This is a genomic window from Parabacteroides sp. B2-S-102, assembly GCF_023656665.1.
Classification (GTDB): Bacteria; Bacteroidota; Bacteroidia; order Bacteroidales; family Tannerellaceae; genus Parabacteroides; species Parabacteroides distasonis.
Genome location: NZ_JAMOKM010000005.1, coordinates 223789 through 242189, shown reverse-complemented (window position 1 = coordinate 242189; position 18401 = coordinate 223789). Strand labels below are relative to the sequence as shown.

Genomic DNA, 18401 nt, shown 5'->3' with positions numbered 1-18401 from the left:
AGATATTCATAACCCTTCCTAATGAGCTCGGCATCGAACCGGGCTCATTTTTTAATTAAGGTTATAAAGGTCTTAAATTATGCGTACCTACAAAGTTTGTGGTACTTAATTCCTTATTTTTGCCAAAACTGGAAAAAGTCCTGAAGACATGCAAACAGAACTAGTACGTCAGCTAACCATAGAAGATTTATCGCAAAACGCTGTGCTTGACTATATTGATGGAGATATAGCATTTGCCAATCGCCTCCGCCTTCCTCATGTGCCCCATGCCAAGCCTGTCAAGATTGACGCATTAAAATTGTTGATATGCACAAAAGGCACATTGCAAGTAGACGTGAATACCAAGACACGGATAATCCGAGCCAACGAAGTTCTGTGTTGCCTTCCTCTGACCGTACTTCGCAATGCTATCGGTAGTGATGATTTGGAATGCAAGGGGATCGCTATCTCCATGAATATAGTCAGGAGATTAGTCAGCTTGGGTGGTGGCACACGAGACAAGTTTTTTTATCTCGAACAAAACCCAGTCCTGCCAATAGGACAAAAGGGAGCACAAATCTTCGAATTATATCATAAATTAATTGGTTCCAGGATAAAAGCAACAGACAATCCTTATCAGAAAGGGATCATGTCTGCCCTTATCAGCGCTATATTCTATGAGTTGCTAGGTAATTTGGATACATATTGTATATCCAGAAACAACACGATGTTCAAGCAAGGCGATCTTTTATTCAATCGATTTATAGAATTACTATCTAAATCAAAAGTAAAAGTACGCTCCGTCTCTTTCTATGCGGATAAGCTCTTTATCACTACCAAATATCTCTCGGTGATATGTAAACAGGTATGTGGAAAGACAGCTTTCGATATCATTAATGAATTTATCATAGAGGATATCACCGAGCTACTTAAATACTCTGAAAAATCCATTAAGGAAATAGCCAATTATTTGGAGTTTCCCAATCTCTCATATTTCGGGAAATACGTGAAGGCACACACGGGTATGTCGCCTACCCAATACAGAAAGCATCTTATAAATAAGCTATAAAAGCATCTCATACTTTCTTTTTGAGAAACCATACTACAAGATATTACAATCAGAACACTTCACCAGCACATTTGGTATATAAAAATGAGCTATCTCCTTTTAACTTTGCGCGGAATTTTAAAAGGATATACAAATGGTTATGAGTTCAAAATGGATGAGACTAATAGGATTAGTCGGTTTTACGGCAGTATTGGTGTCTTGCAAACAAACACCTCAAGCTCCAATGAATGCCAATTATGCAACAATGAAAATAACAGTAAGTGACAAGAAATTCTCTACCTCTTATTCAGCCACGATCCGTGGACGGCAGGATATCGATATTTATCCACAGGTATCCGGAACTATCGAGCGCCTTTGCGTAACAGAAGGTGAGAAAGTCCGGAAAGGACAAATTCTTTTCGTCATAGACCAAGTACCCTACAAGGCAGCCTTGAATACGGCTATAGCCAACGTTAAATCAGCAAAGGCAGGCTTAGCCACGGCGGAATTAACCTACAACAGCAATAAAGAGCTATATGCCCAGAAAGTAGTATCAGAGTTCAGCCTAAAGACCTCCGAGAACAGTTATCTCACCGCACAAGCAGCTTTGGCACAAGCTGAGGCTCAAGAGACAAACGCCCGCAACAACCTCTCTTATACCGAAGTAAAAAGTCCGAGTGACGGAGTGGTAGGAGCGTTACCCTATCGGGTCGGAGCCTTAGTCAGCGCCAATATTCCACAGCCATTGACTACAGTATCCGACAACTCGAACATGTATGTGTATTTCTCTATGAATGAGAACCAGCTTTTATCCTTGACCCGTCAATATGGTTCCATGGATGACGCACTGAAGAACATGCCGGAAGTAGAACTTAGACTAAATGACAACTCCATCTACGAACATAAAGGAAAGATCGAGTCGATCAGCGGCGTGATCGATCGCCAGACCGGTACGGTAACCGTCCGTTCTGTCTTCCCAAACGAGGCACGCCTACTACATAGCGGAGCCTCTGGAGCGGTAATCATCCCCAGTACATATGAGAATTGTATCGTAATCCCACAGGAAGCGACAATACGTCTACAGGATAAAACAATGGTATATAAAGTAGTGGATGGCAAAGCAGTCTCATCCTTGATCACGGTAGCTGAATTGAACGATGGACGCGAGTATGTCGTATTAGACGGACTGAAAGCCGGTGAAGAAATCGTATCACAAGGAGCCGGATTGGTACGTGAGGGAACACAAGTTAAATAAAAAGAAATCAGTGCATTATGAAAGGGAATATATTTATCAAACGGCCTGTTATGGCTATATCCATTTCCATCCTGATCTTGGTAGTCGGGCTGATTTCGCTTTTCTCGTTACCTGTTGAGCAATATCCGAATATCGCTCCGCCAACAGTAAATGTATCAGCTACCTATACCGGCGCAGATGCCAACGCTGTGATGAACAGTGTCATCATGCCTTTGGAAGAAAGCATCAATGGTGTGGAAAATATGATGTACATCACTTCTACCGCTACAAACGCAGGGACTGCAACTATCGAGGTATTCTTCAAACAGGGAACTGATCCCGACATGGCAGCGGTTAATGTGCAGAACCGAGTCTCTAAGGCACAAGGCTTACTACCGGCCGAGGTAACCAAGATTGGTGTCTCCACTCAAAAACGCCAGACGAGTTTCTTACAGATCGACGCATTAGTCTGTGATGATGGTCGCTACGACCAAACATTCCTTGCCAACTACTTGGACATTAACATTATTCCACAAATCAAACGTATCGAAGGTGTGGGAGATGTGATGATGTTAGGTGATGCTTACAGTATGCGTATTTGGCTCAAGCCGGATCGTATGGCTCAATATGGATTGGTACCATCAGACGTAACTGCCGTACTAGGCGAACAGAACCTGGAAGCTCCAACAGGCCAATTAGGCGAGAACTCACAAAACGTATTCCAATACACGATGAAATACCGCGGACGCCTAAAAGATGTCAACGAATTTAAGGAGATCGTCATCCGATCACAAAATGATGGATCAGTCCTACGGCTAAAGGATATCGCAGATGTAGAGCTCGGAACTTTGACTTATGGATTCGATAATAAAATGGATGGTAAAGCAGCCGTAACCTTCTTGATTTTCCAGACCGCAGGCTCTAACGCTACCGCCGTGAACGAACAGATCACCAACTTGCTGAACGAACTTGAGCAGGATCTGCCGAAAGGAACTTCTTTCATGACTATGATGAGTTCCAATGACTTCCTCTTCGCCTCTATCTATAATGTGGTGGAGACCCTAATCGTCGCAATCATTCTCGTGATCTTAGTGGTTTACTTCTTCTTGCAGGATTTCAAGAGTACGTTAATTCCCTCTATCTCGATCATTGTCTCATTGGTCGGAACCTTCGCTTGCTTGGTTGCGGCAGGATTTAGTATCAACATCTTGACTCTTTTTGCGTTGGTATTGGCTATTGGTACGGTGGTGGATGATGCGATCGTCGTAGTAGAAGCGGTACAGGCGAAATTCGACGTCGGCTATAAGTCGCCCTATCAAGCGACTAAAGATGCCATGGGCGATGTTACCATGGCGATCATTTCTTGTACCTGCGTATTTATGGCAGTGTTCATCCCTGTAACTTTCATGGGAGGTACATCCGGAATTTTCTATACTCAGTTTGGTGTGACCATGGCAACTTCCGTTGGTATCTCCATGATCTCGGCTTTGACACTTTGCCCGGCGCTTTGCGCTATTATGATGCGTCCATCCGATGGCAACAAGAGTACCAAGAGTATCAACGGCCGTGTACGTGCCGCTTATAACGCCTCGTTCAACGCTGTGCTAGAAAAATATAAGAAAGGCGTGATGTTTTTCATCCACCATCGTTGGATGGTATGGGTATCATTAATCGCTACGCTTGTGCTGTTGGTCTGGATGATGATGACCACAAAAACCAGTTTGGTCCCTCAAGAAGACCAAGGTGCGATCATGGTAAACATGTCCATCGCTCCGGGTAGCACGCTAGAAGAAAACAAGCTAATAATGGCCAAAATAGAAAAAATCCTGGAAAGTACGCCAGAGATCGAGCATTATGCCCGCATTGCCGGTTATGGGCTTATCTCCGGACAAGGAGCCTCTTACGGTTCGGTTATCATCCGACTGAAAGACTGGGATGAGCGTAAGGGAAAAGAGCACACCGCCGATGCGGTGATTGCCCGGCTCAACGCACAATTCCATCAAATCAAGGAAGCACAGATCTTTAGTTTCCAAACTAGTATGATCCCGGGTTACGGCATGGGTAACTCCATTGAGTTGAACATGCAGGACAAGACCGGAGGCGATAAGACGATTTTCTATAACTCAGTATTACAATTCCTCGGAGCCTTGAACCAACGCCCGGAAATAGCGATGGCCTATAGCTCTTACGCCATGAACTTCCCGCAGATCTCTGTAGATGTAGATGCCGCCAAATGTAAACGAGCCGGTATCTCGCCCGCTTCCGTATTGGATGTTCTCGGTAGCTATTGCGGTGGTGCCTATATTTCCAACTATAACCAATTCGGTAAAGTGTATCGCGTGATGTTGCAAGCCTCTCCTGAATATCGTCTCGATGAGCAAGCATTAGACAATATGTTCGTACGCAACGGGACGGAGATGGCTCCTATCAGTCAGTTCGTCACTCTTAAGAGGATTATGGGATCAGAAGTGGAGAACCGCTTCAACCTATTCAGTGCCATTACCGTAAACGTGAACCCAGCTCCGGGTTACTCAACGGGAGAGGTGCAGCAAGTAATCAAAGAAGTAGCCAACCAGAGCCTACCTGCCGGTTATGGCTACGAATATGGAGGTATATCGCGTGAAGAGGCAGCATCCGGAGGTACACAGACTATATTCATCTATGCGATCTGTATCCTGTTGATTTTCTTGATTCTCGCATGCCTATACGAAAGTTTCCTAATCCCGTTCGCTGTCATCTTTTCCGTACCTTTCGGATTGATGGGGTCATTCCTCTTCGCTAAGTTATTCGGATTGGAAAACAATATCTATCTACAAACCGGTGTAATTATGTTAATCGGCCTATTGGCAAAAACCGCCATTTTGATTACGGAATATGCCATCGAACGCCGTCGGAAGGGCATGGGTATTATCGAATCAGCCTACTCCGCCGCCCAAGTACGTCTGCGTCCTATCTTGATGACCGTATTGACGATGATCTTCGGTATGCTTCCGTTGATGTTTGCGAGTGGAGCCGGCGCCAACGGTAACTCCTCGTTGGGTACTGGTGTAGTCGGCGGTATGGCTATCGGTACATTGGCCTTGCTTTTCGTTGTACCAGTATTCTACATCGCTTTCGAGTTCTTACAAGAGAAGATCCGCAAGCCGATGGAAGTAGAGGCAGACCTACAAGTATTGCAAGAGCAAGAAAAGAGCGCAAACGAACGCGAGAATCATAAATAAATCGGGAGAATCCCATTAATTACAATTATAGAAAAAGAATGAAACGACATATCATCACACTAGCTGTATCATGCGTTATGTTAAACAGCTGTGGTATATATACAAAATACAAACCGGCTTCTGAGGTTTCCGCAGATCTGTACGGCTCAGAGGCCACCGCTCAAACGGATACTGTATCCTTGGGAGACATGAGCTGGCGGGAGGTCTTCACCGACCCGCAGCTCCAAACACTCATTGAGCATGGCCTAGCAAACAACACAGACTATCGTTCCGCACAACTCCGTGTAGAGGAGGCTGAAGCAGCTTTACTGTCAGCCAAGCTAGCTTTCCTGCCTGCCTTCGCTTTCGCTCCTCAAGGAGCGGTGAGCAGTTTCGACTCCCATAAGGCTACACAGACTTATTCGATTCCGATAACAGCCAGTTGGGAACTGGATATATTTGGTAAAATGCGCAATACCAAAAAGCAGGCGCAAGCTCTTTACGCACAAAGTCAAGATTATCGGCAAGCGGTACGTACACAGCTAATCGCCGGAATAGCTAATACTTATTATTCCCTGCTTATGCTGGATGCTCAGTTGAAGATCTCAGAGCAAACCGCTTCCTCCTGGAAAGAGACGGTCAATTCCACCCGTGCCTTAATGAATGCAGGCATAGTAAACGAAACAGCTGTTTCCCAAATGGAAGCTACGTACTACAGCATCTGTACATCCATCCTCGACCTGAAAGAACAAATCAATCAGGTAGAGAACAGCCTTGTATTGTTACTGGCTGATACACCTCATACCATACAAAGAGGTGAATTGGAAAACCAGCAACTGCCGAAACATTTCTCAGTAGGCATACCCGTCTATTTATTATCAAACCGCCCTGATGTAAGGGCAGCGGAACATGCTCTGGAAAGTGCATTTTACGCCACTAATCAAGCCCGTTCCGCTTTTTATCCCTCTATTACCCTAAGTGGTTCGGCCGGCTGGACTAACTCGGCAGGTGCAGTCATCACCAATCCGGGTAAGTTTCTGGCCTCGGCAGTAGGCTCACTCACCCAGCCACTTTTTGCCAGAGGACAACTTCTAGGACAACTGAAAATCACCAAAGCGCAACAAGAAGAGGCCCGGTTGAGTTTTGAGCAAGCTTTACTGAACGCAGGAACCGAGGTTAACGATGCTTTGGTGCAATATCATACAGCACGTGACAAGGCTGTGTACTTTGAAAAACAGATAGAGTCTCTCGAAAGAGCCTATAAAAGTACCTCCCTACTTATGCAGCACGGAACGACAACCTATCTAGAAGTACTCACAGCACAACAAGGATTATTAAATGCCCAACTAACCCAAGTGGCTAATCGTTTCACGGAAATCCAAGGGGTTATTAACCTCTATCAAGCCTTAGGCGGAGGACGTGAATAGGCCATTCGTTTTATTCATATTTGAAATAACCTATAGGATTGCCCAGAAAGTGATTTTAGGGCAATCCGCCTTTCTTAGCACGCTCTCACTTTCACCTAATATATAATTTCATGACTTTAGTAGACTTGTTCCGTCTTATACCATGCTTATAGTCGTATCGTATTCAAGAATTAACAAATAAATCGTATATTTACGGTCATAAAAATCTTCTCGGACAATTGATACAAACATTTAAAATACAAGAAAGATGAAAAAACTTTTTACCTATGTAATCATGCTTTACGCCAGCCTATCCGTTTCCGTGGCGCAACAGATCCAGTATCCGGAGCCGGTGTTAAACCCGGAGAGTTGTACGAGTATCATGGTCGGGAAAAAAGCCTCGGCGGATGGTTCCGTGATGACCAGCCACACCTGCGATAGCAATTACCGCACTTGGATGGATATCGTACCTTCCGCCTCGTACGATCACGATACGACAACCACAGTCTATACCGGACGTATGCATACCGAATACGCCGAGGGAACCCGGGGGATGATCGCAAAAGGAACGCTACCCGAAGCGCGGTCTACGTATCAATTCCTCAACACGGCCTATCCTTGCCTGAACGAGAAGCAACTAGGCATCGGGGAAACAACGATCACCGGCCGGAAAGCCCTTGTCAACAAGAAAGGTATGTTCATGATCGAGGAACTTCAGCGAATCGCCTTGCAACGTTGCACGACCGCCCGTGACGCGATCCGCTTAATGGGCGAGTTGATCGAGAAATACGGATATGGCGACTGGGGCGAGTGCCTTACGATAGCGGATCCGAAAGAGGTATGGCATTTCGAGGTCTTCGGCGAGGGTCCGGATAAGATCGGTGGCGTATGGGCGGCGATCCGCATCCCCGACGATCATGTGGGCGTATCGGCCAATATCCCCCGTATCTCCAAGGTAGATCCGAGCGACAAGGAGAATTGCATGGCTTCCGCCAACGTATTCGAGGTAGCCAAGCGCATGGGCTTCTGGGACGGGAAGAAACCGTTCCGCTTCTGGGAGGCCTATGGCGGCGGGAACTATTCGGGAGAATTGAAATCCTTCAGCATCCGTGAGTTTTTCATTTTGAATAAGCTGGCGCCATCCTTGCATCTTTCTTATGATGCCGAGGAACTTCCGATCAGCGTAAAACCGGAAAAACCGGTTGACGTGACCGACGTGATGGCCCTTCTCTCCGAGACGTATGAGGGGACGGAATATGATATGACGAAGAACCTGAAAGTCGCCGTCAAGAAAAAAGATAGTAACGAGACAGATACCATTATCAGCCCGGTAGCGAATCCGTGGATGACTACGGATATGGTAAACATGTTAAACGGACTCAGACCGGATGCCGTGAAACGCTACCGCCTTGTAGCCGTGCCGCAATGCTCCTACTCTACCGTGATCCAATTGCGTGACTGGCTGCCCGACGCGGTAGGCGGCGTGGTTTGGATGGCCTATGATAATCCCGGACAAAGCCCCCGCATCCCCATCTTCTGTGGGACGAAAGATCTCCCGGCTTGCTTCAAGGTTTGCGGACAGCACCGTTACCGGGAAGATGCCGCCGTATGGGCTTTCCGTCGTGCCAACAAACTCGCTACCGTACGTTGGGGAGCGACTAAAGATCGTATGAAAGCATCTATCGCCCATTTTACGGAGAAAGGGCAGACAGAACTTCCTTTCGTAGAGAGCCGTTACAAAGAGATTCTTACCCAACAAGGTGAGGAGGCCGCAAAAGAATACCTAACCGGATATACCGCCGATTTCGCCGGAGCCACGATGCTACGCTGGAGAGAAATGGGAGACTCATTCTGGACCCAATTCGAAAGAGGCTTCTAATCACCACATCCGATAGTAAAGACGAGGCACGCCCCGTCTCTACAATAATAATATAAACTTAAATTCATATACAATGAGAACATTCATTCTATCATGCGCCTTAGCGTTAGGTTCCTTGAGCACATTCGCCCAAGGCTACCAATTTACGGATGTAGTAAAGGTACCCGCCACGCCAGTCAAGAATCAAGCATCCACGGGAACCTGCTGGTGTTTCGCCACGACCTCTTTCATGGAGTCCGAATTACTCCGTATGGGAAAAGGGACGTACGATCTCTCCGAGATGTTTATCGTCCGCCAGAAATACATGAACCAGTTGCAGGATAATTATGTCCGCCAAGGTAGAGGTAATATCGGTCAAGGAAGTCTCTCCCACACCTTCATGAACGCTTTCAACCAAGTAGGTATCGTTCCTGAAGAGGTGTACTCGGGTATCAACTACGATTCCGACCGGCACAATCATGCCGAGATGGTAAAATACATCAAGGCGATCGCAACGACCGCCGTGGATATGAAAAAACGGAGCCCGGAATATTACAAACTAATCGATAACCTATTCGATACCTACCTAGGCAAGCTTCCGGAGAAATTCACCTATCAAGGCAAGGAATATACCCCGAAGACATTCGCCGCCTCCCTAGGGTTGAATATGGACGATTATATCGAGCTGACAAGCTTCACGCATCATCCGTATTACCAGAAATTCGAGGTAGAGGTTCCCGATAACTGGGAGCATGCGCAAATGTATAACCTACCATTGAATGAAATGATGGAAGTAGCGGATTATGCGTTGAATAACGGTTACACGGTATGCTGGGATGGCGACGTGAGCGAGAAAGGCTTCTCTTTCAAGAATGGCGTGGCGATCAACCCGGAGGTAAAGAAGGTGGAAGATTACTCGACTACTGACCGTGCCCGCTTCGAGAAAATGGACGAGAAGGAACGTCTGGAGGAAGTCTACAAATTCGAGAAACCTTTCCCGGAAGTAAACGTCACCCCGCAGGTCCGTCAAGAAGGCTTCGAGGCGTTCGTCACGACCGATGACCATTTGATGCACCTTACCGGCATCGCCAAGGATCAAAACGGCACGAAATATTATATCACGAAGAACTCTTGGGGAACCGAACGTAATACATTCGGCGGTTACCTCAACATGTCAGATAGCTTTGTCCGTGCCAAGACGATTTACATCATGGTGCATAAGGACGCAATACCGAAAGCAATCAAGTCTAAATTAGGCATTTAGTACAATGCCCATCGTAAGGCGCTTACAATAGGCATTCAAAGCTCCTTACGATGGGCATCATAAGCTCCTTAGAATGGGCATCTGCGGAAATCACGGATGCCCATCTCTTTTTTCTCTCATCGAACCAGCTTCAACTCCTCAATCAACCTCGGGCATTTACCCCATTTATCGATCATGAAAAGGACATAGCGGATATCTACGCCGATGCAACGTTGCAAATCCGGTTCAAAAGCGATATCACCACTCATCGCCTCCCAGTTACCGTCGAAAGCAAGTCCGATCAAACGGGCGTTTTTATCGAATACCGGGCTACCGGAATTACCACCCGTGATATCATTGTTCGAGAGGAAGCACAGCTGCAATTCCCCTTTTTCATTCGCGTAAGGTCCGAAATCACGGCTACGAACCAGATCCAGTATCTCCGGTTGTACCCAGAACTCATCGCTCGTCGGGTCCTCTTTCTCTAGGATACCTTTATCCGTTGAGTAATAATTGTACCATGCGGCATCATAAGGACGATACCCTCCGATAGAACCATAGCTCAAACGCATCGTGAAATTAGCGTCGGAAGACAAAGCTTTCTCCGGATACATCTCCTTCAAGCCCGCGAAATACAAACGTTCTCCCTTAGCGATATCATACTCCGCATCACCCATCAACTGCTGTAACTGGAAGATAGACACCAATACGGACAAGCTCAGTTCCGCCGCCGGATCTTTTCTCAATTTCTCATATTGCTTCGGATTTCTCAACATCTCGGCGATCTTGTCGTACGACAATAAGGAAGTCTTCTTAAATACATCCGCCGCATATTTCTCATAATTTCCTTTATACTTCTTATCAACGCTCGTATAAATATCCGGCAAGAACTCCGGAGATACACGTTCTTTCGCGATCTTCATCATCGCGGCCAGTACCTTCTGATCCAAAGACGGCTCGTAATCCTTGAAGAACGGTTGGATACGATCCTCTAAAAAGACAGTAATCTCTTCCGGGGTAGCTCCTTCAATATCCACCGATTGCACCATACGGGCCAAACGAATAATCTCCGCTCCACTAGAAAACGCCTCATTCAAATAGGTCAAAGCCTCTCTATATTTATTGGTCGAGGTATATCCTTTTTCCAGCAAATTCAAGACCTCGCCATATTTAGCGCCCCGGGCCTGATCTTTCGCTACCCAATCAGCGAAGGCCGTCTCCTCCGCACGTTTACGTTCGATCACGTTTAGATTCGCCAATCCTTTATTCATACCGATCGAGTTCTTCCAATAATTGGAGCTTCCCGCATACTTAGAGGCATATTTGATACGTACGGCGTCGCTAGCCAACATCGCCTCTTTCCAGATGCCCTGCTTGATGCCACGCACCTCGATACGGGGCTTATTACTATTCTCGATACGCTGTTGCACGCCCCAAGAGCACAAATAACGATCCGTGCTTCCCGGAAAACCGATTGTCATGGCATAATCTTTATCTTGATAGCCTTGCATAGACACCTCCGCTACATATCTCGGGGTATAAGGCTTATTATCCGCATTGTATTCCGCCGGTTTATTATCCGCGTTGGCGTACACACGGAATACGGAAAAATCACCGGTATGCCGAGGCCACATCCAGTTATCCGTATCGCCACCGAACTTACCGATAGAGCTAGGCGGAGCGAAAACCATACGCACGTCACGATAAACATCGTACACCACCAAGAAATATTTATTATTGCTATAGAAAGGAACAACATCAGCCGCTAGGAACTCATTATTTCCCACGGAATCACAAATCACACGACCGATAGAATCAGCCGCCGACAAACGCTGGAACTCATCCTCGATACCGGAGATCTGGCTGTTGATACGATCGCTCACGTCTACGGTCTCTTTCAGGTAACGTACTGTCAAGCCTGGAACCGGAAGTTCTTCCTGTTTACTTTGAGAGACAAAACCATCTTTCAGATAGTCGTGCTCCACACTACTCAACTGCTGGATGGCTCCGAAACCACAATGGTGATTCGTGAAGATCAATCCCTCGTTAGAGACCGTAATACCGGTACATCCCCCACCGAAGATTACCACGGCGTTCGCCACGCAAGGATCCGTCTCACTATACAACTGATCATAGGATGGGGTAAAACCCAACTCGGCCATTCTCGCCAAATTCTGCTTATTTAATTCCTTCAGCACCCACATGCCCTCATCGGCATATAACTGGCCGGAAGCGGCTAAAAGCAACAAAGCCGCCCACACTCTTTTCATCAACTTCATTCTACTCTGATTAGTCTAAATTATTCGATTAGTAATTTAATATTTTTCATTTCCACACGAGCCGACAGCCATTCCTTGATCTTCTTACGTTCCGCATCTTTAATGATCGTCTTACTTTTCAGATAAACCAGCATAACCGTATCCGGCTTCGCCGTCTCCGTATTCACGATATACGTATTCGAGCAAGAAGCCTCGACTACATAGGGGAAAAGAACCTTCATCTCCGGGATCAACTCGGATGTCAAACGCCTATAACTCTGATATTTGTCAACCTGTCGTTTTAACGAATCTATCTGGATGGTCTGCGCACGTAGCACCTCCTCGCTATTCTTATATAAATCCTGCATCAAGAGGCTTTTCAACTCATTGATATCCGTGGCCTCTTGTCCGAAGCCTTGTTGCACGACTAAATGCACATCTTTCAATCCATACTTAGGCAATTTAGCCCGGGCGTTAGCGATCATCTCATCCGGTACCGTCTGGCCGATCAAGACTACTTTCACCTCCTTTTTCTCGCTCGTATCCGTAACGACCTTATTCAAGATTTGCGTATTCGGGAAAGTCAACTCCTCCGATACGAAGTTACGTACCCGATCATTGAAATAACTACTCCGGATCAAGTTATAACTCAAGAAAAGGCTCGGCACGATCGTGAAAAAAACAATGATACCCACGTAACGAGTCACGATCTTTTCCCGTTGTTTATCCAAGAAAACTTTCTTCGGATATTTCAACAAACGAACGACGACAAACGTAGCCAAACTGATAAAAACCGTATTGATAAAATACAGATAAAAAGCACCGAAAAAGTAATACAAATTGCCACTCGCCAACCCGAATCCAGCCGTACAAAGCGGAGGCATCAAAGCCGTAGCGATAGCTACACCCGGAATCACGTTACCCTTACTCTTTGTCGAGCTCGCCACGATTCCGGCCAGACCGCCGAAGAAAGCGATCAATACATCGTATACCGTAGGTTGCGTACGGGCAAGCAACTCGCTTTGCGCCTCGCTGATCGGTGAGATCAAGAAATATAAGGTGGAGGTAATCACGCTAAAAATAGTAGCGGTAGCGAAATTACGGAACGAACGCTTGATCAACTCGAAATCGGAGATTCCCAATCCCAAGCCGAATCCCATGATCGGTCCCATCAACGGCGAGATCAGCATGGCGCCGATAATCACGGCCGTAGAGTTCGTATTCAATCCGAGAGAGGCCACAAATGTAGCGAAAATAAGTACCCATAAATTTGTCCCCTTAAATTCGACTCCCTTCTTAATAGATTCTATCGTGTCCAGTTCATCCTCTTTGTCCTGCCTGACGTCGAAATTACGGACAAAAAAATCCATAATCTGTTTATGTAGCAATCCTTTTTCCATGCGGTATTAATCTTGTCCCATATTTATGCAAAGATATTTCAATTGTTTGTTTTTCTAACTATTTAATAGCTTTTTTATGGTGAGATTACGTATATTTGCATTTGTAATACAATAAACACAACAAGAGATTCTATTTGTATGAAACGATATCTAATACATTTATGCTTATTATTTATGTCCTTTGTCGTTTCATCTCAAACGACTACACCAGACTCGCTTAAAAGCGCCTTGCAAAAAACGACCTCCGAGCGCACAAGGCTGGAAATCCTCGCCAACTTGATGGATATCTCACGAAACGATGACATATTAGTAAACGCTAAACAACTCTATCAGGAAGCCTTAAAAGCGAATGACAATTACTATAAGGAAGCGGCATTGACCGAGATTCTCCGGCATTATATCAACACGGACCAAACCGATAGCGCAAATGTCTATATCGCCAAAGCCGAGCAGGAGCTAAAAGGAGAAGCCAGAACCAGCCTCGTATCGTTCATGAAAATGATCCAAGATACGCGCGTCATATTCTACACATCCGGTGAACCAAGAAGGAAAGTCCTCATGAATTGCCTATTCAAGCTGGAGGAACCCGACAAATTGTCTCCCTATGAGAAAATAGCCTGCAATTATGTACTTGGTATGGCTGTCAGCAACAGCGTCATGGAGGAGAACATGCTTAAGGAGGACTTCAAGCAAGGGAAAGAATATTTCGATAATGTCCTGACCACGGCGGAGAAACTACCCATACGATACGCATACAATTTCCTGCCTAATACCTATTTCATGCTATGCGCTTATGCGAGCGACTCCCAAGAACGGGGACGGTATGCGACCCGTTACCTAAACACGATCTTGGGCTACTCTAATATCCCGGAGATGAGGAAACGTCCTTACGCGATCAACAAACGCCATTTATTAAGCGCTTATTCAAACCTTGCCATTAGCGCCGAGGCTATCGGAAAAGATTTGGCGACCTCCTATTACCGTGAGTTCATGAATCTGTTGAAGGCTTATCCGGAATCAGCCAGCGCCATACCGGAATATGAGCTTTATTATACCTCAGCGAATTATTACCTAGGCATCAAGGACTATAAGAAATTCATCGAGTTCAGCGACTCCTTGATCAATTTCTCCAAACAAATACCGCTTTACAAGGAGCATGTAATCGCCTATGTATCCGCGAAAGCCGCCGCCTACGACAGCCTCCGGATGTACAAGGAGGCCTATGAGACATCCAAAGAGTATGCGGTATTGCTAGATACCTTGCGTATGCAAGAACTCCGGAAGAAAATGGAGAATCTCGAGATCGAGAAAGGGGCGAACAAGTTGGTGATCGAAAAGAAATCATTGGAATTGGAATTGCAGAAAAGCAAGAAGGAGAATTACCTATATATATCCCTATTGCTTCTAGCCTTATGCGCCGTGTTCTATATCTTTTTCCGGTTAGGCAAGATGAGATCTCTTTATCAAGCATTACAGAAATCCAACGAGCAGGTCTTGATAGCGAACCGGAAAGCACAAGAGAGCGAGGAGATGAAGACCGCCTTCATCCGGAATATGTCGCATGAGATACGGACTCCCTTAAACGCGATCAACGGTTTCTCGGAACTCATCACCAACGACGATATCTCCATGGACGAGAAACAGGCTTTCAGCCGTATTATCTATGAAAACTGTTACCACTTGACTTCCATGCTGAACAATCTCCTTGAGATCGCCCAGCTCGATAGCGGCAATGATTCCCTTCCTCTTGTTCCCACACGAATCCATGAGCTTTGTTTACATGAGATGCAACAGGTAAAGAAATATCAAGAGAAGCCGGAGATCAACTATGTGGTGGAAGGCGATAAGGAGAATGATATGATCTTGACCAACCGCGCTTATTTCAGCTTGATCATCTCACATCTGCTGGCAAACGCAAATAAATTCACGGAGAAAGGAAGCATCACACTTTCATACCATCTGGATAGCGGAGCCAATTTAGTGACCCTGTCGGTAACAGATACGGGTTGCGGCATCCCTCAAGACAAACAGGAATGGATATTCGAGCGTTTCACGAAGACCAATGATTTCATTCCCGGCTCTGGCCTGGGGCTTTACCTATGTCGCTTGATCGTTAACCGGCTAAACGGTAAGATAAAGACAGATCCGTCTTATACGAAAGGCTCACGCTTCGTTATCACGATGCCAATCGCCACGCCGTCCAAGCCGTCCGAACCTACCGATTAACGAAAGAAACGTCCTACGTACGGGAGTTCTCGTAAAGGTAAATCCCTTTTAACCATAAACGCGATGAATACGCCTAATAAGATCGTACGGTATCCCAACCGGAGCCATTCAGACTGTATCGGCAGTGCCATGCCTGCCACGTATAACACCGTCGCCACTCCGAAATAAAGAAACGCAGATTTCAAGTCGTACTCGATCGGGAATTTCTTTTGTCCTACAAAATAGGATAAAAGCATCATCAATAAATTACAAAAGAACGATGCCCACGCACAAGCCATATAACCGTACGAGGGACCGAACAGCAAGATGATAGAGACCGTGGCCACACATCCGATCGTGGAGAAATAGGCGCCCCATCGTGTCTGGTCGATCAGCTTATACCATAAGGAGAGGTTGAAATAAATACCGAAGAACAACTCGCCCAACATCACGATCGGCACCACCCGTAATCCGGGATAATAGGCCGGCCCGACAAAGTACTTCAAGATATCGATATAGAACATTACCCCGAGGAAGATAAACAAGGCGAATATGATGAAATATTTCATCGCTTCCGAGTAGGCTTTCTTATTATCATCGCTCTTGTTTTTAGCGAAAATAAACGGCTCATAGGCATACCGGAAAGCCTGCGTGAACATCACCATCACCACGGCGATCTTGAAGCATGCGCCGTATATACCCAATTGCTCATTCGCATACTCCTTATCATCAAACAAGAATGGAAACAGGATCTTATCTGCCGTCTGGTTAAAGATACCGGCAATACCTAGAATGAGGATCGGGAAGGAATAACGCAAGATTTGTTTCAATACCGTTCCGTCTACTCTCGCCCATATGCCCGGCAAGATATCCGGGATCAAAAGCAATAAGGTTATCAGTGTCGTAAACACGTTCGCCACGAATACATAGCCTACCCCATAATCCGGACGATAGAACCAGCTTATCGCCTCCGGATAGTGCGTATGCAACCACGGACAAGTGATCAAGAAGAATATATTCAAGATAATATTCAAGAAAATACTCAGCAACTTAATCCCGGCGAAACGCCATGCTTTCCCCTTATACCGAAGATAAGCGAACGGAATGCAACAAAAAGCGTCTACCGCCACGATACCCGCCATCATCCCGATATACTCCGGATGGTCGCCATATCCCAAGCCGGCGCTAATAGATGGCAATAAGGCGAAAACCGCTACGCTAAACAGCGCCGAACTTCCCAGCAAGCAATACAGCACGGAAGCATACACCCGCATCGGCTCTTGCTCCTCTTTCTTATTGATGAAACGGAAGAACCCCGTCTCCATGCCATAAGTAAGCAAGACCAGCAACAGGGCTGTCCAACCATATAAATTCGTCACGATCCCATAATCCCCTGTTCCGGCCAACACACGTGTGTACATCGGCACCAACATCCAATTCAGGAAACGCCCCACTATACTACTCAATCCATAAACGGCTGTCTCTTTAGCGAGCCGCTTCATTCCTCCTGCCATATCTATCTGTCTAATCAAATAAAAAACCTTGTTCCCCCACCCGGCTACGTCCCAGATGGGTATAAGCTAAATCGGTGACCTCACGGCCACGGGGCGTGCGTTTGATAAAGCCCTCTTTGATCAAGAAAGGCTCGTACACTTCTTCTAGCGTTCCGGGGTCCTCGCCCAAAGCCGTGGCGATCGTCGTTAATCCGACCGGGCCTCCCTGGAATTTATCAATGATCGTCGTCAGCAACTTATTATCGATCTGATCCAAGCCATACCGATCTATATTCAACGCCTCCAAAGAGAAGCAAGCGATCGCCTTATCGATATCTCCGTTCCCCTTCACTTGAGCGAAATCACGCACACGGCGCAATAAAGCGTTGGCGATACGAGGCGTACCCCGGCTACGGGAAGCGATCTCCCTAGCGGCGTTCAACTCACATTTTACATTCAAGATATTAGCACTACGGAGCACGATCTTCGTCAGCGTCTCCATATCATAATACTCCAAGTGCATATTGATACCGAAACGGGCACGCAGCGGACTAGTCAGCAAGCCGCTACGGGTCGTAGCGCCAATCAATGTAAACGGAGCCAAATCGATCTGTATCGAGCGGGCGCTCGGTCCTTTATCGATCACGATATCGATCCGGTAATCCTCCATAGCGGAATACAGGTATTCCTCCACGATCGGGCTCAGCCGGTGAATCTCATCGATAAAAAGCACGTCGTTCTTCTCCAGCGAGGTCAATACCCCGGCCAGATCTCCCGGTTTATCCAGCACCGGCCCCGACGTGACCTTGAAACCAACCCCCAACTCGTTCGCTATAATATTCGACAACGTCGTCTTTCCCAACCCGGGAGGTCCATGCAAAAGCACATGATCCAGCGCCTCCTTACGCATGCGGGCAGCCATGACGAACACCTTCAGGTTCTCCACCACCTTCGCCTGCCCGCTGAAGTCACGGAGCGAAAGCGGCCGAAGCACGTTCTCGTACTCTCGCTCGTTTTCCGGCATCCGGGCATCCCTTATATCAAAATCATCTTCCATATTCACGTTCATTGACTTGC

11 protein-coding genes are annotated in these 18401 nt (G+C 46.4%); 7 read left to right on the top strand and 4 right to left on the bottom strand.

Features of this window, described 5'->3' with window-relative positions:
- Positions 1 to 148 precede the first annotated feature (148 nt).
- From NBH07_RS09325 to NBH07_RS09300, 6 genes are all read left to right on the top strand, one after another.
- Positions 149 to 1048, top strand: a complete 900-nt coding sequence (locus NBH07_RS09325; RefSeq protein WP_005860567.1) for a helix-turn-helix domain-containing protein — start codon at positions 149 to 151, stop codon at positions 1046 to 1048.
- Between the two features lie 133 nt (positions 1049 to 1181).
- A complete protein-coding gene (locus NBH07_RS09320; protein ID WP_005860565.1) occupies positions 1182 to 2282 on the top strand; it encodes an efflux RND transporter periplasmic adaptor subunit in 1101 nt (366 codons plus the stop codon).
- Positions 2283 to 2299: 17 nt separating this feature from the next.
- Positions 2300 to 5482 carry an efflux RND transporter permease subunit gene (locus NBH07_RS09315; RefSeq protein WP_005860563.1) on the top strand — a complete coding sequence of 1061 codons (3183 nt, stop codon included), beginning with the start codon at positions 2300 to 2302 and terminating at the stop codon, positions 5480 to 5482.
- A gap of 38 nt (positions 5483 to 5520) precedes the next feature.
- The gene (locus NBH07_RS09310; RefSeq protein ID WP_250833502.1) at positions 5521 to 6888 is read left to right on the top strand and encodes a TolC family protein; all 1368 of its coding nucleotides are present in this window, start codon (positions 5521 to 5523) and stop codon (positions 6886 to 6888) included.
- A gap of 247 nt (positions 6889 to 7135) precedes the next feature.
- Positions 7136 to 8746 (top strand): dipeptidase, encoded by a 1611-nt coding sequence (locus NBH07_RS09305; RefSeq protein ID WP_005860559.1) that lies wholly within the window; start codon positions 7136 to 7138, stop codon positions 8744 to 8746.
- Between the two features lie 73 nt (positions 8747 to 8819).
- Positions 8820 to 9989, top strand: a complete 1170-nt coding sequence (locus NBH07_RS09300) for a C1 family peptidase (protein WP_005860557.1) — start codon at positions 8820 to 8822, stop codon at positions 9987 to 9989.
- A gap of 116 nt (positions 9990 to 10105) precedes the next feature.
- Here the strand turns inward: NBH07_RS09300 and dpp7 are convergent, their stop codons facing one another.
- Positions 10106 to 12238 carry a dipeptidyl-peptidase Dpp7 gene (gene dpp7 / locus NBH07_RS09295; RefSeq protein ID WP_009275523.1) on the bottom strand — a complete coding sequence of 711 codons (2133 nt, stop codon included), beginning with the start codon at positions 12236 to 12238 and terminating at the stop codon, positions 10106 to 10108.
- Positions 12239 to 12267: 29 nt separating this feature from the next.
- Positions 12268 to 13626 carry a TIGR00341 family protein gene (locus NBH07_RS09290; protein WP_009016492.1) on the bottom strand — a complete coding sequence of 453 codons (1359 nt, stop codon included), beginning with the start codon at positions 13624 to 13626 and terminating at the stop codon, positions 12268 to 12270.
- A gap of 138 nt (positions 13627 to 13764) precedes the next feature.
- Here NBH07_RS09290 and NBH07_RS09285 point away from each other — a divergent pair, with 138 nt between their 5' ends.
- Positions 13765 to 15852 (top strand): sensor histidine kinase, encoded by a 2088-nt coding sequence (locus NBH07_RS09285; RefSeq protein WP_009016493.1) that lies wholly within the window; start codon positions 13765 to 13767, stop codon positions 15850 to 15852.
- On the opposite strand, the gene NBH07_RS09280 is transcribed toward NBH07_RS09285, so the two are convergent.
- Positions 15849 to 17345, bottom strand: a complete 1497-nt coding sequence (locus NBH07_RS09280; protein WP_009016494.1) for a lipopolysaccharide biosynthesis protein — start codon at positions 17343 to 17345, stop codon at positions 15849 to 15851. The genes NBH07_RS09285 and NBH07_RS09280 overlap by 4 nt on opposite strands.
- A 10-nt stretch (positions 17346 to 17355) precedes the next feature.
- Positions 17356 to 18381 carry a Holliday junction branch migration DNA helicase RuvB gene (gene ruvB / locus NBH07_RS09275; RefSeq protein WP_010182716.1) on the bottom strand — a complete coding sequence of 342 codons (1026 nt, stop codon included), beginning with the start codon at positions 18379 to 18381 and terminating at the stop codon, positions 17356 to 17358.
- Positions 18382 to 18401 lie beyond the last annotated feature (20 nt).

Excerpts from the sequence above, each read along its gene's own strand:
- NBH07_RS09325 (WP_005860567.1), top strand. The coding sequence starts at position 149 with ATGCAAACAGAACTAGTACGTCAGCTAACCATAGAAGATTTATCGCAA.
- NBH07_RS09320 (WP_005860565.1), top strand. The coding sequence starts at position 1,182 with ATGGTTATGAGTTCAAAATGGATGAGACTAATAGGATTAGTCGGTTTT.
- NBH07_RS09315 (WP_005860563.1), top strand. The coding sequence starts at position 2,300 with ATGAAAGGGAATATATTTATCAAACGGCCTGTTATGGCTATATCCATT.
- NBH07_RS09310 (WP_250833502.1), top strand. The coding sequence starts at position 5,521 with ATGAAACGACATATCATCACACTAGCTGTATCATGCGTTATGTTAAAC.
- NBH07_RS09305 (WP_005860559.1), top strand. The coding sequence starts at position 7,136 with ATGAAAAAACTTTTTACCTATGTAATCATGCTTTACGCCAGCCTATCC.
- NBH07_RS09300 (WP_005860557.1), top strand. The coding sequence starts at position 8,820 with ATGAGAACATTCATTCTATCATGCGCCTTAGCGTTAGGTTCCTTGAGC.
- dpp7 (WP_009275523.1), bottom strand. The coding sequence starts at position 12,238 with ATGAAAAGAGTGTGGGCGGCTTTGTTGCTTTTAGCCGCTTCCGGCCAG.
- NBH07_RS09290 (WP_009016492.1), bottom strand. The coding sequence starts at position 13,626 with ATGGAAAAAGGATTGCTACATAAACAGATTATGGATTTTTTTGTCCGT.
- NBH07_RS09285 (WP_009016493.1), top strand. The coding sequence starts at position 13,765 with ATGAAACGATATCTAATACATTTATGCTTATTATTTATGTCCTTTGTC.
- NBH07_RS09280 (WP_009016494.1), bottom strand. The coding sequence starts at position 17,345 with ATGGCAGGAGGAATGAAGCGGCTCGCTAAAGAGACAGCCGTTTATGGA.
- ruvB (WP_010182716.1), bottom strand. The coding sequence starts at position 18,381 with ATGGAAGATGATTTTGATATAAGGGATGCCCGGATGCCGGAAAACGAG.